A 12899-nucleotide genomic window follows, 5' to 3' on the forward strand; every position below is an offset into this window, starting at 1 on the left:
TACCAAAACGCCGATTAAACTAAATAATAGGTTCAACGTTTTTTAAGGTTTTGACTGATAATTTAATATCAATTTTCTCGAATCCGTATACCTCAATCGTTTTAATCATTTCTTCCAAGTGTTTACGGGCTTCTTGTGGCGTTATATTGTCAATTCCAAACCTTAAAACTTCCACTTTCTTTTGCTTAGGCATTAAGTTTCCTCCTTTCCTATTTCGTTCGATCGTTGACTACCTACTCAAACGTTCCCAACGCCGAAACTCTTCAATACTGAAAAGCTCACCTTCTTGCTTATTTGTTTCTTTTAAGAAAGTGTTGAAGGTCGGACTCGAAAAGTTCTTTTTAAAATGATGTTCATTCAAACGCACGATTAATTTATCTGTCGGCTTCATGACGCTTTTCGTCTTTTGGCTTTTTTCTTTTTCGATATACTCGAACATTTCGAAAATGTCTGTTTGATTTTCGGGTATTTCATGGACTTCCATCAAGACCACTCCTTTCTCAATCTTTCCACTCAAAGAATCGCCAGCCATGCTTCAACATCCACTTGACCCCTGCCGAACGATAGCGACCAAATTGCCAAACTTTCTGGCCGCCTTCAAAGCGATAAAACCAAAACTCTCGACCGCCAGCCATCAGAACCAAGGACTCGCTTTCACTTCAATGTCTAACTGTAAGTGTGTTTTCAGCAAGAGTGCGCGTAAATCGTAATACTCCTTACTCTCTATCGGTTCACCGTTTGGACTTGTATGAATGCCGTACCCTTTCAATTCATCAATCCAGAAGCCCATGTGGATGTGTTTGTGTTTCATGCAGCCACCTCCCCGCTAATATGCGTGCAAAGAAGTTGTTCAGCCGCCGCATGACTCAATCCCGTAATCTGCTTCAACTCTTCAAACAGAATGCTGAAGTTTTGTGCAATCACTGGATCTTCATTCGTCTGCCAAGCACCTGCGATTAGGATGAGTTTATTTAATAGTTTATCCATAGCTATTCCTCCTAGTTGTTAAGTAGATGATCAAACTTAGACAATCGCCCTTTCGCGACTTGTCTACGGTAACTAGTAGCCTTGTTTTCAATTGGCTGTGAAATTTCAATCAGACGATCATAAGAACGTTTGCCTAGTTGCCCAGCCAGTTCTTTGGGCTCCAAATTAGATGTGGCCATAATCGGTTTATTGCGACGGTATCGATTGTCGATAATCAGAAACACGATTTCCTGCACCCAGTCGCTGGTTTTCTCTGCCCCGATGTCATCAATAATGAGTAAGTCACAAACATTCAAGGCTTTTAAAATCTGTTGTTCACTTTCACTTTTGCCTTTGCCGAATGTGTTTTTTATTTTCTTTAATAGATCCGGCATCGAAACAAACACAACCACTTTGCCCTCTTTGTGCAATTGATTATGAACAGCTGCGGCTAAGTGAGATTTCCCGTTCCCTGGCACACCCCATAACAAAATGGACTCCAGTCCGAATTCGTCAAAATTGTCAGCATAGTAACGTGTAATCTTTTCAGCTTTTTCAGCACCTGGACGTGTAGCAAAGTTGCCGAAATCGGATTCCTCAAACCGTTCGCCCAACTCGCTAATCGAAAACAACTCTCGTACTTCGCGTTCACGCTGTGCATTCTTGTAGATTTCAAGTTCGGCTTTTTGAACATCCGCTTCACATTTACAAACGGGCTGTACCCATCGCGTATGTCCCAAGACTTCAATTTCGAGTGGTGGAACAATCTCTTTGCAATGCGGGCATTCAACGCCTTTAGAGTGAGAGTCCGTCCCATTCTTCGTCACTAGCCCCTGCATGATCTTTTGAAGTGGTTCCATTCGAGCTCCCTCGCTTTCGTCTGTCGAATTCTTTATCCGCAGCAACTACATCTGCCAGTGTCTTAATACGTTGATCGCTCCAAGATTTCAAGATGCTGTCAGCAAAGTTCATTTTGTTTCGTGCGTTGGCTTCGACTGAACGTTTCAATGCCTCATGAACCAACTCCTCAGATGATTCATCAATCATGATAGAAATTCGTTCGGCAATATGCGGTACTAAGTGACTGATGTTTTGTTCATAGAAGCGAAATGCCATTCCTGCGCTCTTATCTACAACAACAACTTCTTTTTCTAGTTCTAGTTCTAAATCTAGTTCTAGTTCTGTTGCGTTATCTTTCGTTACTGAAACGTTACTTGTAACGTTACTTTCATTTTCAGGACCCTTTTTAAGTGGTGGAGCTAATTGCTTTTTTTTAGCTTGCCGATGCTTTTCGACTCGTTTTTTCGTTTGTTCACGTATTTTATCGAGTCCTGCAACGTTTTGATGCTTTTCCCAATTCGATATACTGATAAAGTGATTTTCATCAATATCAATCATTCCAAAGGTACGAAACACTTCTAAAGCCATTCGAACCGTGGAGAGAGGCCTATTAAATATTGTTGAGAGCATTTCATCCGTATAAGGTATGGTCTCGCTCAAGTAAATATAGCCATTGTTATTGGCTCTTCCTGCTTGCGAAAGTAACTTTACCCACACGATTAAGATGGTATCTGCCTCTGGCATACTCTCAATCAGTCTTATCTTTTCGTCCTCAAACATTTGTGTACTAAGCTTTATCCACTTAACATCGCTCATTACAAATCCCTCAAATCTTTTATATTTATATAATTAGTAGGGGAGCTCCTCAACTCCCCTGCCTATTCCTTAAACTAGCGTTTGGTCATGAATGCTTTGTTTCTTTTCTTTAACAGGTTCTTTTGTTTCCTCCTGCACATCTGGCTGATCGTCTTCGATAATGGTATAGTCCGTTACATCAATGACATCGCTCATATCGCGACTGATTTCATTTTTGATAGTGGAATCAGCTTCTACTGTCTTCTGCAGCTCAATAGATTTCGGAGCGTATTTCAGAACTTCTTTTAAGACGGTTTTTTTAGCCATCGCATCATAATTTGTTTTCCAAGGACTCGTCCAGCCTTTTTGCACAGCTTGAGAGAACTTCTGTGCGTGATGATCAATGCGTTCTTTCGTCCAGTACACGAAGTCGTAACCGCCATTTTGAAGGTGATAAACAGCGTAGTATCCGATAGGTTCTCCGGAAGGAATGGCAGCTGGTTTGTGCATCAAGTCTTTAACTAAGCCATAGCTAAATTCGAATTCGTCATCTGCATAGACTTCATGCGCATAAATCGCTTTGTATTGACCGCTACGGACCGCTAAGTCAATCAGACCCTTGTACCCTAATTGGAATTGAACTTGCTTGCCATAAGGAATCAGGTACGCCTGACCTAATCCTGTATTTGGTTCAACGCCTAGTTGTGCAGATTGCATAATAGCTGCTAAGAAAGAAGTTTGGTCACATTCGAGTAATTTCGGTGTCGTGCGAACTGCTGTTAAAGCGATACGTGCAATTCGATCCGCATCCATATGCTTCGGAAGCGCTCGCTGGATTTCAGGTCCCATGCGTTTTAATAATGCGTTTAATGTTTGTTCCGGTGGGACAGCTTTCTTTGCTACCCCGTTTGATTTTTGAGCTAATTGGTTTTTGACTGCTTCATTTGTTGCCATGATTGATTTCCTCCTATTTCACCGTGAACCGTCTAGCGGTTGTGGTGTTTGTGTATTTTTTGTACAGATCCGGCTGTTCAACTTTTAACCGTTTGGAATCGATGCGATTGGATTCGTAATTTTTCCAAAAGACAACACGATTTAATGTGTTTCCTTTTTCGTTTTCGCCCATAATATTTTTGATTTGGTTTTCGTATTCTTTCTTCTGCTTTTCGGCTATTTTGATATCTTCGGCAAGTTGATCCATCGCATCTAACATTTGCTCAATGTCGTTAGATAAATTAATTTCACTGAGTGGCTCAGCTTGCGGATAGAGAGCTTTCAATAATTCACTTGATGCGTCAGAGCCGTCGAATACCGGTGGCACTTCAGCTAGTACATGATTGATCCAAAAGTCTTTTTCGATACCAATGAGGTATTCGATTAACTCTTCATCTCGTTCAATTTTTTTGTGAATAAATTTATTGCCACCGATCAATACTGCAATGTGCCACGCTTGATACCCTGTTACCGCCATATAGTGTTGACATTGAAGTAAGTACGCTGCAGGAATCTCTTCGTTCTCCCAGTCTCCTTTGAGGTATTCGGATGCCGTTTTGCATTCCAACCCCTCTCTTTTGCCGACAATCAGCCGGTCCACGTTCGCCAACATAAATTCGTGTTCAGGATGTTTCAAAATGGCATTCCGTTTACGAACCCTTATGCCCGTTCGTATAGTGAATTCTTGAGCAACTACGTCTTCCATAACGTTGCCCCAATATGCCGCTTCGCCTGCGGTATCTTCATCTGGTGATTGACCAGTTTTATCGAGATAAACACCGATTGGAGATTTCCATTTATTTAATCCTGCAATGGCAGAAACATCACTGCCACCAATACCTTGTCTACGCGCCTCAAGCCATTGTTCTCGGCTCATATCCGTTGTGGTAGCTAAAGATTCAGCTCTCATTGTTATCCCTCCGATAGTTGTGTTAAAATGGCTCTATAACCGTTATTCCAAGCCACATGATTTACCTAAGTCAGCTGTTGTCGCAGCTGGCTTTTCTTATTCTCGAACATTTGGTTCTGAATATTTCTGTTTGATTTCTTGCCAAACTGAGAATGTTAATCCGTCCGGCCAAATATCATTTTCTACCGCTTCAATTAGTTCTTCTTCAAAACAATCTTCACATTTCAAAGTTTGCCCTTTTGGGTTCGCGCTAATAAAGCAACCACAGCTTTCGCAAAAGATGCCATCTAGTATCATTTCAGCGAATTCTCCCATTTTCTTTAGCCTCCCTTCACAATGATTTCATCGTTCCCTAAATCCACTACGTACCCTTTGATCTGCAATAAAGTGATAATGAAGATAGCTTCTCTGGACGTTCCAAGCTCTTCGAATGAGAAACGTGTATCTTCGTTTTTCATTTCCTTTGAGGCTTTTACGACTGAGAGAACTTGTTGCATTTTTAATGATTGGTCAAACCGATCTAAGCTAATTGCTGCTTGATTATGCGCTGTCATGTGTTCACCTCTTTCTGATGGTTTGAATCCCATCAATAAGATCAGGAACGAAAAGGAGTTAACGCTCCTGAGCTTATTGACGAGAGCCAATGCTCTCGTGTAATATATGAGTTACCACAGTGATTCAATCGCCGCTTGACCTACCCAGTCAGCGGTTTTTTTCATGCTCTTTTTCGGGAATGCTTGTGAGTTGTGTACCAATCAATATGCTGATAAAAGAGATAAATACCATTGCTCCTGCGATGTGTGCTGGTTCACCAAATTCCATCATGTCGTGTCATCCTTTCGAAGTGAATGCCCGTTTTTTTTAGGTCTTCTAACAATCGACCTAAGCCATCCCATTCTTTTTTAGCTTTTGCTAACCGTTCAATTTCTTTTGTTGAACGTAAGATTTCTTCTGCTCTTCTTGCTGCTACTTCGTATTCGCCAACTTCTAACAACTCTTCAATTGCGTTTAGTGATCCTTCAATGCGCCAGTGTTCCTTTTCAGCTGCTCGTTGATCTTGTGGACGGAAGTTTGACTGTTTCATTGGACATATCCTTTCGCTCTTAGCTGTGTGTGGTGGTTCTGCCAAACGTCTGTATAGCTGATGCCTGTTTCTTCGCAAACAACAACTAACAAGTGTTCTAAACCAGTTATTGCTTCAACTGCTTCTTCTAATAGATGGTGAAGCTTTGGTTTTTCCCATTCCGATAGATTCTTTAAAGGTTTGGCAAAGCTAAATTCTGTTAAGCACTTCACTAACTCGGCAATTTCTTCAAGTGCCTTCTCGCGAACACTGGATCGATGCAAGTCTGCATTTGGTCCGTCTAGCCAGATTGGGCCAGTCTTGGTGTATTCATTTCGAATAGCGAAGGCAAGGCGTGGACTATCTGCTTTTGCCATTAAAATATTTGTGATGTCAGCCGGTATACGAACATGACCGTTTTCATATTTTGAAATGGATTCACGTGATACATTCAGCTCCATCGCCAGTTGCTCTTGCGTCAATCCGTTACGTACTTCTTTAAATGACTGTGTTAATTTTGATTTACTCATAATTTTTCTCCCCTTTTCCCAGATGATTCACATTTCATTAGCAAGTTGACTTGTTCTTTACCAGCGTTGACTACAGGCTGGTTTATAATTAACCTACAGAGCGAAAGTAGCCTGTATACTCCTCCACCCAGTCAGAGTTTCGGCGAATCCATTCGAGTAAGAACTCACTCTCGATTAAAATCTTCCCTTGTCGAAACACTCTGAAGTCGGGTCTATCAAAAATCCTAGTCGCGGTCGTGGAACTGATGTGCATTACTTCCATGAACTCCTCACGCGTCAAGATTGCCGGCAATTGTTTAATCACACCCTCAACCTTTCCTCGCTTTTCCATCGCTTTATTGAATTCCTCGCTAACGACTTTCCGTAAATCCTCAACGGTCATCGTTACCAACATGGTCGATTCCATGTGACTCACTCCTCCTGGGCGTTCCTCGCGCCCTTTTTTTATTTAGATGCCTAATGCCTCTAACTCTTCTTCTAAGTGATGTCTCACAATATTTAACTGGTATTTCACCGCAAGCTCTTTTACGACTGTGATGTAAACAGCAATCAATTTCTTGTCTTCTGCGATGATGTCGAGCGCCGTTGTTTTGTTAATGGCTGTTTTCGATGAGCCTCGTAATGCCATCTTCGCTTTACGGTTGTTTAATCTAATGCTGATGGAGCAACCTGCACGATCTTCAAGCAACTGATAGCTTTCATTTTTAATATCCGAGTAGTATTGACCGCCACCGAGCTTTAATGCGATGCCGTTTAGAATGGCGTTGACTTTGTTGCGCCAGTCATTGTTGGTGAGTGACAGGATTCCGGTAATGGTTTCTTGCTTCTCTTCAACCACGGATAAGCGACGTTCTTGCTCCACGTTGTTTTGCGCCATCATGGCGATTAGTTCGGCTGATGATTTTGGTTGAACCATCTTCTTTTCCATTTCGTTGAAGGCATTAATGTATTCCAGTTTGAAGTGCAGCGCTTTAGATCCAGTGAAGCCCATTGCTAGTAAAGTGAAGCCGTCCCGGTTCATTAGGTAAATTCTGCGGTTACGACCATAGCTATCAGGTTCTGTTGTTTCGAAAAACATGGCGTTAAAATTAACGACATCTTTTTTTAGGCCTTCAATGGATTTCATGACGTTGTGGTGCTCCTTGGCAAAAGTTGCTGCGATATTTGATGAACTGGTTACAGCTTGCTGGTTGTGCATTACTAACAGATTTTTCATTTTTCTTCCTCTTTTCTTTGTTATAATTTCCCTATCCGATATAGATGGGAGGTGAATAATATGACCACACAAGAAATAGCTAAAGAATTAACAATTGCCGCTATGCAAAACGGGTATATTGGAAAATCAACCGACTCCGCAAAAATGGCAGAAAAAGTTTTAGCCTTTTATAAGGCAGCTCTTAAAACGGTGAATGAAAATCAATAACCATGTTCTTTAACTAACGAGTTGTAACTATTCACAAGTTCTGCAAGAGCCGCTAACTCTTCTGGACTTGTGTCCTCTTGTAAATAAGTTGCTCGTTTTATAATCAATTCCTCAAGTTCCTCTATAACTTTCTTCATTTCTATTCCTCCTATTTTTTATTCAAAAATTGCTAATTAAAAACTGATAACGAGATTCTTAGTTGTTTAATATTTCCGACTTCTCTGTCACTCTCCCAAATCAACTGGTAAAATGTAGTTGATGGGAGGTGAAAAAATATGGCTACAAACGTTTATGCTTGTTTGATCGGTGAATGGGTGAACCTTAGTGATGATCCTGATTGCAAGATGGGTAACAATTATGCTTCTCCACAGATATGGTGGGAAGAAAGCGCTAAAATCTGGAGTCCGTTTACAAGAGAGAAACCAGACACCATGTACCAGTTGGATCATCTACACATTCGTTATCAAGGAAAGGACTACAGAATCAGTCCGATCTATCTCCAAATCGTCGAAGGTTAAAATCCACTTCGAGGTTTATCTTTAGTTTTGATGAGTCGTCAAGTACTAGCTTGTCGGCTTTCGAACTAAAGTGGCTGTCAACACGTGCTTTGAATCGTGACCAATCAGAGAAATTGATACCTTCAATTGCTTGTAATATCTCTTGAATTTTATTTTTGTCCATCTAACTCTCTCCTCTTTTATCTAATAGTAGAATACTTGTTCTGTACTACATTTAGTGTTAAAATAATGTACAGGCGCAATATATAGTGGTTCCAAAAAATATAAAACCGAGGTGTATAATATGCCAAAACGAGTTACCGTAACTTCAGAAAGTAAAACCGGTAGAAATAATAGATTTCTCGATAATTTCAATAAAAATGATATGACGAGAAGTCAGTTCGTTAAAGAAATCAAAGCCGGAAAATATGACAACTACCATGTTCGAAATGTAAACGGTGTCCTAACACCTGTTTCAAATCCCGATGGAACAAGAAATAACAATTTAGACTAATCTTTGACAGGAACCACTATCACTTTTGTGCTGCCATGCGTGATGATCTGATTGGAGGTTATGGATGCGATTAATCCGCCTTCTTGATCAGTAACTTCAATCGATTCAATTGCTTCTTTATTTATGAATATAGGTGCAGGTTTCAAACATAATTCGTAATCAAAACCCCTTACCTTCGCTTCGCTTTTTAACCCTGACAAGACCTTTGTTCCAATCCCTTTGTTTTTGAGTACTTCTTGAAAGTGTGACCTTGTGATTCCAATGGCTTCAGCCATATCTGATTTAGATTCGTAATGATATAGAAGAACGTCATTCAAATAACCAAGATCTAATTGTCTCCTCATCTAACCCTCTCCTTTCTTAGACTGCTGCTCGCTTTTCACAAGAAACCTCTAATGTATGAGAATCTTGTACATTAAAACTAAATAAAAAACTAATATCCTTCTCTAGGATTTCCGATAGTTTAAATGCTATCGATAATGGTGGTTTGCTATGACCGTTTTCCCAGTTAGAAACTGATTGCTTACCTGCTTTTCCTAGCAATTTCGCAAGTTGTTCCTGAGTAAGATTTTTGCTTTCTCGAGCTTTTATCAAGTTTGTATTCTTCATATCCTCACCTCCAAAGTATAATTAACTTGTACCTTTAGTATAAGTACAAGAATTTCATATGTCAACACTTAAATACAATTTACTTGTACTTTTTTTGTTTAGCAAGCCATTTAATGTACAATGTAGTTGTACTATTAGTTAGGGGGATATGAATGTTAACTCAACGTTTAAAAAGCGCTAGAAAATCATTAAAGCTGACGCAAGAAGGCTTAGCCAAGAAAGTGAATACTACAAAAGCAACAATAAGTAATTATGAAAACGGGCATAGTACTCCCTCTAATGATATGCTCTCGGCATTAGCGGATGCCTTAAATGTTAGTACTGATTACCTCCTTGGTCGTGAAGAAAAAAAATCCCCTTCCTGGGGAGACGAAGCCGAATTCGAAGCATGGGTGAATGATCCAACGGTGAATAAATTCTATAAAGAGTTTAACGAAAGTCCAGAAGAGAGAAAGAAGGCTTTGCTGGCTGTTTGGGAGATTTTGAAGACGCAAGGAAAATGAAATTGAGGAGTTTTTAAATTGAGAAAAACCACTTTATCAATATTTTTTTTACCTTTTATTATCTTAAGCGCTTGTTCATCAGACAATACTGAAGTGCAGTCAGAAAAGAAAGCTGTAAGCGAAGAAGATGCTGTAAATGAATCTACCGAGTCTACTGAAATAGAAGATTATTCACTTTCCATCCCAACTACCGAAGACATGGAAATCGTCAATGAAGTGACCTATGCTTTTTCTGACGAATCCAGCGAAATAAACTGGGCTTCTTATTACGCTGAAATTAAGAACAACAGCGATATGCCTATCAATCTTTCTTCTTCTTCAGTTGTTTATGAGGATGAGGCTGGAGAAGTCGTAATAATGGTAAGTGATATGGGATTAGAAGTGCATCCTGGAATCGTTAATCCAGGAGAAACAGCTTTCGTAAACGTTTATGATCCGATTCAAGACACAGAACCGTTTACAGGAACTTATCAAGCAAATATTGAAATGCAGCCAATAGAATCTATCGATACTTTAGTAATGCATGAAACGGAAAAAGTAAATGTTATCTTTGATGATAGTGGCAGTTTTCCAATGATTCGTGCAACAGGTATTGTAAAAACTAGCAAAGAAGTAGTGGGATATGATTTAGCTGTTATTCTATATGACGCTGAAGGAAATTTTTTAGGAGCCCTTACTGGCGGTTCTGATGATGATTTTTATAGCGCCGGCGCTACAACTGCCTTCGATATTGAGAACCCACCTTTTCCTGGACAGTTAATGTCTGAAGTTGCAGATTGGAAAGCGATTGCGTATAGCATTCAATGAAATATATATAGAACGAAAGAAATACTTGTTGTCTATTTGGGAGATATTGAAGACACAGGGGAAGTGAAAAAAATTTCATAGTAGATTGTATAGTTCCTTCGGAATAACTGAGGAAGTTAATTCGTGAAAACGCTCATTGTGGAGAAGACGTTAATATTAAAATTAATAACTCTCGCTACTGCTAGGTCTTATATTTCTTCAGAAAGTATTTTTCACTTTTTTGGTACACCTAAATTGAAAAACAATAGGATGGTGAATAATTTTGGTTGCAATAAAAGAAACACCTTATAAAATTAAAGTTCATACCTTTCAAGCAGGCACTCCTGCAATTGATTTAGAATCTGCAAATCTAGTGGATTCTTATTACAATAATGATTTTTTCGAAAAATTTTTAAAATTAATTATCTCTAATAGAAATAATAAACATAAAAACGGCACAAATTATTTTCATTTGGTTTCACTAAAACAATCTAGCGATGCTGATGTTCTTGAAGGCAAAATTCATACAACAAAGTATGGCGTTTTGAGTGATATTATAGATACTGATACTGATATAATTGTAAATAGAGTAGAGCCTGTACAGGGAGTAAGAAATGAAATAAATTTTGTAATTAACAAAAATAATGGTTTATTTTTAATCCAAAATGATCCTTTTAGAATTGTTTCTCGTAATTTTCTTTTTGACTTCTTAAAAGAAAGAGAACCCCTTGCTTTAAATTTAGTGAAGCAGTTCAATTTAGATAATCTTTCACATTCATTATTTGAAAAGTTTTCTTTTACTTTCGTTACAGTTCATGACAAAGGATTTTATGAACAATTGGCCAAAATACATAATATTAAATCTATATCCGTTAATACCACTGTCGAAAGACCAGCCGTAAATAGTGCTTTGAATCGCTTTACTAAAGAAGGCGTATCTGAAGAAGATTTACTCGCTGATGTAACAGATATAATGTATACTTTTAAAAACACTAAAAGAAGTGATGGAATAAAAAGAGTTGAAAATTTTGTGGAAAATGCTTTGGATCTCGAAAAAATAGATTCTATTGTAGCTGAAGGTCAAAATCTAAAAGCTGAGTTTAAAATTAAACCTCAAAGTTATCAAATAAAAACATCTAAAAACAAGCATGGAATCTTAGATCAATCGAAAATTATAAACCAAATGATTGAACTTGTTAAAACTCTTTAAAATATTCTTTGCGGAGGGAAATGAGTGCTTAAATACAAGGTCAAATCCAATAGAGTTAAATCTAAAAAAAATAAATTTGTGCAAAATAATGTTATTGATTACTTAAGATATTCGACTCCAAGTGAACTGAAGTTCGATTTTTTTGTACCATTATTTATAACACTTATTGTTACAGCTATTGTGGCTTTTATTATTCCAACACCTCGTGATTATGCATCGATGATATTAGAACTAAACAGTCTTGCAATTACTATAATTGCTATACTAGCCGGATTTAACACTGCTAGTCTTGCAATTATAGCTACTGTAAGCAACAAAAACATAAAATCTCGGACTACAAATGAAAATAAAAACATACCCTCTACTAAGCTAAAAGGATATAAAAGATTGAAAAACCTGATCTATAATAATCCACCTCAGAAAGAGCTAGATGCTTTTGTTTCTTTTTTTGCATATGCAGTTATCTCACAATTAATCATAATTGTAATAAGTCTAGTAATTAATTTTTTATTAACATCTATATTAAAAACTGAAGGTATTTTTCTTACGTTAAGCATGTTTAGCAAGTATGTTATTATGGTTCCACTTTCTGCTATATGGATTTTCCTAGTTCTTCACTCTATATTTTTATCAATAAGAAATATTGACATGATTTCTCACTTTATAAAATTTAACTCAAAATAAAAACTTGCTTTTAATTAGCAGGTTTTTATTTTATACTAATATAGAACATAAGTTCTATATTAGGAGTGAGAAAATGGGTAATACGTATAATAGTATTGAGGAATATATCAGGCAACTTATTAATTCCATAGGCATTTATCACCCGCACCAACTAAATATCGAAAATATTTATCCGCGACTTAAATTAAGCATCTTTTACATACCACATGAATCTATGGCCATTGGCGGAAACCTGTTTTTAGATAATAGAAAAAGTGACGCTGCTCAGTGGCAAGATTTCGGTCATGAATTGGGTCATACACTCTTTCATGTTGGAGACCAGGCTTTCATACCTCTTTCAATGCGCGAATGGCAGGAATGGAAGGCCGAAAACTTCTCACAGCACCTCTGTATCCCTACATTCATGCTAAACAAGATAACCCTGCCCAACAACGAAAATGAAGCCATCTGGTTAATCATGGAGACGTTTGGCGTTACACGTCCCTTCGCTGAGAAACGGCTGCGACAATACATACAGAACATGATTTATGGATGATTGTTACCAAAGCAATCCTGAGTTGAATAGGATTCTACCAT

General features: G+C 38.3%; 26 protein-coding genes. 7 read left to right on the forward strand and 19 right to left on the reverse strand.

What is annotated here, in order from left to right:
- Positions 1–19: 19 nt before the first annotated feature.
- From I858_RS16990 to I858_RS08465, 16 genes are all read right to left on the reverse strand, one after another.
- The gene (locus I858_RS16990) at positions 20–193 is read right to left on the reverse strand and encodes a hypothetical protein (protein WP_157886499.1); all 174 of its coding nucleotides are present in this window, start codon (positions 191–193) and stop codon (positions 20–22) included.
- 36 nt (positions 194–229) lie between these two features.
- Entirely contained in the window at positions 230–484 is a 255-nt protein-coding gene (locus I858_RS08410) for a hypothetical protein (protein ID WP_065524779.1), read from the reverse strand.
- Positions 485–500: 16 nt separating this feature from the next.
- Positions 501–635 carry a hypothetical protein gene (locus I858_RS17515; RefSeq protein ID WP_275425609.1) on the reverse strand — a complete coding sequence of 45 codons (135 nt, stop codon included), beginning with the start codon at positions 633–635 and terminating at the stop codon, positions 501–503.
- A complete protein-coding gene (locus I858_RS16995) occupies positions 635–811 on the reverse strand; it encodes a hypothetical protein (RefSeq protein WP_157886501.1) in 177 nt (58 codons plus the stop codon). The genes I858_RS17515 and I858_RS16995 overlap by 1 nt, the downstream gene beginning before the upstream one ends.
- Positions 808–987: a hypothetical protein gene (locus I858_RS08415; RefSeq protein ID WP_065524778.1), complete on the reverse strand. Its 180-nt coding sequence runs from the start codon at positions 985–987 to the stop codon at positions 808–810. The genes I858_RS16995 and I858_RS08415 overlap by 4 nt, the downstream gene beginning before the upstream one ends.
- Positions 988–998: 11 nt before the next feature.
- Positions 999–1793 (reverse strand): ATP-binding protein, encoded by a 795-nt coding sequence (locus tag I858_RS08420; RefSeq protein WP_239457111.1) that lies wholly within the window; start codon positions 1791–1793, stop codon positions 999–1001.
- Entirely contained in the window at positions 1762–2622 is an 861-nt protein-coding gene (locus I858_RS17360; RefSeq protein ID WP_065524776.1) for a phage replisome organizer N-terminal domain-containing protein, read from the reverse strand. The genes I858_RS08420 and I858_RS17360 overlap by 32 nt, the downstream gene beginning before the upstream one ends.
- Positions 2623–2691: 69 nt before the next feature.
- The gene (locus I858_RS08430) at positions 2692–3555 is read right to left on the reverse strand and encodes a recombinase RecT (protein WP_065524775.1); all 864 of its coding nucleotides are present in this window, start codon (positions 3553–3555) and stop codon (positions 2692–2694) included.
- A gap of 13 nt (positions 3556–3568) precedes the next feature.
- Positions 3569–4504, reverse strand: a complete 936-nt coding sequence (locus tag I858_RS08435; protein ID WP_065524774.1) for a YqaJ viral recombinase family nuclease — start codon at positions 4502–4504, stop codon at positions 3569–3571.
- Positions 4505–4600: 96 nt separating this feature from the next.
- The gene (locus tag I858_RS08440; RefSeq protein WP_065524773.1) at positions 4601–4819 is read right to left on the reverse strand and encodes a hypothetical protein; all 219 of its coding nucleotides are present in this window, start codon (positions 4817–4819) and stop codon (positions 4601–4603) included.
- Between the two features lie 5 nt (positions 4820–4824).
- The gene (locus tag I858_RS08445; RefSeq protein WP_065524772.1) at positions 4825–5058 is read right to left on the reverse strand and encodes a hypothetical protein; all 234 of its coding nucleotides are present in this window, start codon (positions 5056–5058) and stop codon (positions 4825–4827) included.
- 148 nt (positions 5059–5206) lie between these two features.
- Entirely contained in the window at positions 5207–5329 is a 123-nt protein-coding gene (locus I858_RS17520) for a hypothetical protein (RefSeq protein WP_275425610.1), read from the reverse strand.
- On the reverse strand, positions 5313–5588 hold the full coding sequence (locus I858_RS08450) for a hypothetical protein (protein WP_065524771.1): 276 nt from the start codon (positions 5586–5588) through the stop codon (positions 5313–5315). The genes I858_RS17520 and I858_RS08450 overlap by 17 nt, the downstream gene beginning before the upstream one ends.
- On the reverse strand, positions 5585–6097 hold the full coding sequence (locus I858_RS08455; protein WP_065524770.1) for a helix-turn-helix domain-containing protein: 513 nt from the start codon (positions 6095–6097) through the stop codon (positions 5585–5587). Before I858_RS08455 ends, I858_RS08450 begins: the two co-directional genes overlap by 4 nt.
- Before the next feature lie 88 nt (positions 6098–6185).
- A complete protein-coding gene (locus I858_RS08460; protein ID WP_083553686.1) occupies positions 6186–6503 on the reverse strand; it encodes a hypothetical protein in 318 nt (105 codons plus the stop codon).
- A gap of 42 nt (positions 6504–6545) precedes the next feature.
- The gene (locus I858_RS08465) at positions 6546–7313 is read right to left on the reverse strand and encodes a Rha family transcriptional regulator (protein ID WP_065524769.1); all 768 of its coding nucleotides are present in this window, start codon (positions 7311–7313) and stop codon (positions 6546–6548) included.
- A 60-nt stretch (positions 7314–7373) separates the two neighbouring features.
- Here I858_RS08465 and I858_RS17010 point away from each other — a divergent pair, with 60 nt between their 5' ends.
- Entirely contained in the window at positions 7374–7520 is a 147-nt protein-coding gene (locus I858_RS17010; protein WP_157886502.1) for a hypothetical protein, read from the forward strand.
- Here the strand turns inward: I858_RS17010 and I858_RS17015 are convergent.
- Positions 7514–7657, reverse strand: coding sequence for a hypothetical protein (locus tag I858_RS17015; RefSeq protein ID WP_157886503.1), 144 nt, complete (start codon positions 7655–7657; stop codon positions 7514–7516). The genes I858_RS17010 and I858_RS17015 overlap by 7 nt on opposite strands.
- Positions 7658–7795: 138 nt before the next feature.
- On the opposite strand from I858_RS17015, the gene I858_RS08470 reads away from it, so the two are divergent.
- Positions 7796–8038: a hypothetical protein gene (locus I858_RS08470; RefSeq protein WP_065524768.1), complete on the forward strand. Its 243-nt coding sequence runs from the start codon at positions 7796–7798 to the stop codon at positions 8036–8038.
- Between the two features lie 489 nt (positions 8039–8527).
- Here I858_RS08470 and I858_RS08485 read toward each other — a convergent pair whose 3' ends face one another.
- Both I858_RS08485 and I858_RS08490 read right to left on the reverse strand, forming a co-directional pair.
- Positions 8528–8875 carry a hypothetical protein gene (locus tag I858_RS08485; protein WP_065524765.1) on the reverse strand — a complete coding sequence of 116 codons (348 nt, stop codon included), beginning with the start codon at positions 8873–8875 and terminating at the stop codon, positions 8528–8530.
- Between the two features lie 16 nt (positions 8876–8891).
- A complete protein-coding gene (locus I858_RS08490) occupies positions 8892–9140 on the reverse strand; it encodes a helix-turn-helix transcriptional regulator (protein ID WP_065524764.1) in 249 nt (82 codons plus the stop codon).
- Between the two features lie 152 nt (positions 9141–9292).
- Between I858_RS08490 and I858_RS08495 the strand changes: the two genes are divergently transcribed.
- From I858_RS08495 to I858_RS08515, 5 genes are all read left to right on the forward strand, one after another.
- Entirely contained in the window at positions 9293–9643 is a 351-nt protein-coding gene (locus I858_RS08495; RefSeq protein ID WP_065524763.1) for a helix-turn-helix domain-containing protein, read from the forward strand.
- 18 nt (positions 9644–9661) lie between these two features.
- Complete coding sequence (locus I858_RS08500) at positions 9662–10450, forward strand: hypothetical protein (RefSeq protein ID WP_065524762.1); 789 nt, start codon at positions 9662–9664, stop codon at positions 10448–10450.
- Between the two features lie 262 nt (positions 10451–10712).
- Entirely contained in the window at positions 10713–11639 is a 927-nt protein-coding gene (locus tag I858_RS08505) for a hypothetical protein (protein ID WP_065524761.1), read from the forward strand.
- Between the two features lie 24 nt (positions 11640–11663).
- Positions 11664–12323, forward strand: coding sequence for a hypothetical protein (locus I858_RS08510; protein WP_065524760.1), 660 nt, complete (start codon positions 11664–11666; stop codon positions 12321–12323).
- Positions 12324–12396: 73 nt separating this feature from the next.
- Positions 12397–12858: an ImmA/IrrE family metallo-endopeptidase gene (locus tag I858_RS08515; RefSeq protein ID WP_065524759.1), complete on the forward strand. Its 462-nt coding sequence runs from the start codon at positions 12397–12399 to the stop codon at positions 12856–12858.
- Positions 12859–12899: the final 41 nt, after the last annotated feature.

The sequence above is a fragment of the Planococcus versutus genome (assembly GCF_001186155.3).
GTDB classification, from domain to species: Bacteria; Bacillota; Bacilli; order Bacillales_A; family Planococcaceae; genus Planococcus; species Planococcus versutus.

Bases quoted from the DNA above. Each gene is read 5' to 3' on its own strand.
- I858_RS17015 (WP_157886503.1), bottom strand. From the start codon at position 7,657: ATGAAGAAAGTTATAGAGGAACTTGAGGAATTGATTATAAAACGAGCA.
- I858_RS08430 (WP_065524775.1), bottom strand. From the start codon at position 3,555: ATGGCAACAAATGAAGCAGTCAAAAACCAATTAGCTCAAAAATCAAAC.
- I858_RS08415 (WP_065524778.1), bottom strand. From the start codon at position 987: ATGGATAAACTATTAAATAAACTCATCCTAATCGCAGGTGCTTGGCAG.
- I858_RS17515 (WP_275425609.1), bottom strand. From the start codon at position 635: ATGGCTGGCGGTCGAGAGTTTTGGTTTTATCGCTTTGAAGGCGGCCAG.
- I858_RS08455 (WP_065524770.1), bottom strand. From the start codon at position 6,097: ATGAGTAAATCAAAATTAACACAGTCATTTAAAGAAGTACGTAACGGA.
- I858_RS08495 (WP_065524763.1), top strand. From the start codon at position 9,293: ATGTTAACTCAACGTTTAAAAAGCGCTAGAAAATCATTAAAGCTGACG.
- I858_RS17520 (WP_275425610.1), bottom strand. From the start codon at position 5,329: ATGATGGAATTTGGTGAACCAGCACACATCGCAGGAGCAATGGTATTT.
- I858_RS17360 (WP_065524776.1), bottom strand. From the start codon at position 2,622: ATGAGCGATGTTAAGTGGATAAAGCTTAGTACACAAATGTTTGAGGAC.
- I858_RS16990 (WP_157886499.1), bottom strand. From the start codon at position 193: ATGCCTAAGCAAAAGAAAGTGGAAGTTTTAAGGTTTGGAATTGACAAT.
- I858_RS08485 (WP_065524765.1), bottom strand. From the start codon at position 8,875: ATGAGGAGACAATTAGATCTTGGTTATTTGAATGACGTTCTTCTATAT.
- I858_RS16995 (WP_157886501.1), bottom strand. From the start codon at position 811: ATGAAACACAAACACATCCACATGGGCTTCTGGATTGATGAATTGAAA.
- I858_RS08515 (WP_065524759.1), top strand. From the start codon at position 12,397: ATGGGTAATACGTATAATAGTATTGAGGAATATATCAGGCAACTTATT.
- I858_RS08460 (WP_083553686.1), bottom strand. From the start codon at position 6,503: ATGGAATCGACCATGTTGGTAACGATGACCGTTGAGGATTTACGGAAA.
- I858_RS08440 (WP_065524773.1), bottom strand. From the start codon at position 4,819: ATGGGAGAATTCGCTGAAATGATACTAGATGGCATCTTTTGCGAAAGC.
- I858_RS08435 (WP_065524774.1), bottom strand. From the start codon at position 4,504: ATGAGAGCTGAATCTTTAGCTACCACAACGGATATGAGCCGAGAACAA.
- I858_RS08450 (WP_065524771.1), bottom strand. From the start codon at position 5,588: ATGAAACAGTCAAACTTCCGTCCACAAGATCAACGAGCAGCTGAAAAG.
- I858_RS08410 (WP_065524779.1), bottom strand. From the start codon at position 484: ATGGAAGTCCATGAAATACCCGAAAATCAAACAGACATTTTCGAAATG.
- I858_RS08465 (WP_065524769.1), bottom strand. From the start codon at position 7,313: ATGAAAAATCTGTTAGTAATGCACAACCAGCAAGCTGTAACCAGTTCA.
- I858_RS08445 (WP_065524772.1), bottom strand. From the start codon at position 5,058: ATGACAGCGCATAATCAAGCAGCAATTAGCTTAGATCGGTTTGACCAA.
- I858_RS17010 (WP_157886502.1), top strand. From the start codon at position 7,374: ATGACCACACAAGAAATAGCTAAAGAATTAACAATTGCCGCTATGCAA.
- I858_RS08470 (WP_065524768.1), top strand. From the start codon at position 7,796: ATGGCTACAAACGTTTATGCTTGTTTGATCGGTGAATGGGTGAACCTT.
- I858_RS08490 (WP_065524764.1), bottom strand. From the start codon at position 9,140: ATGAAGAATACAAACTTGATAAAAGCTCGAGAAAGCAAAAATCTTACT.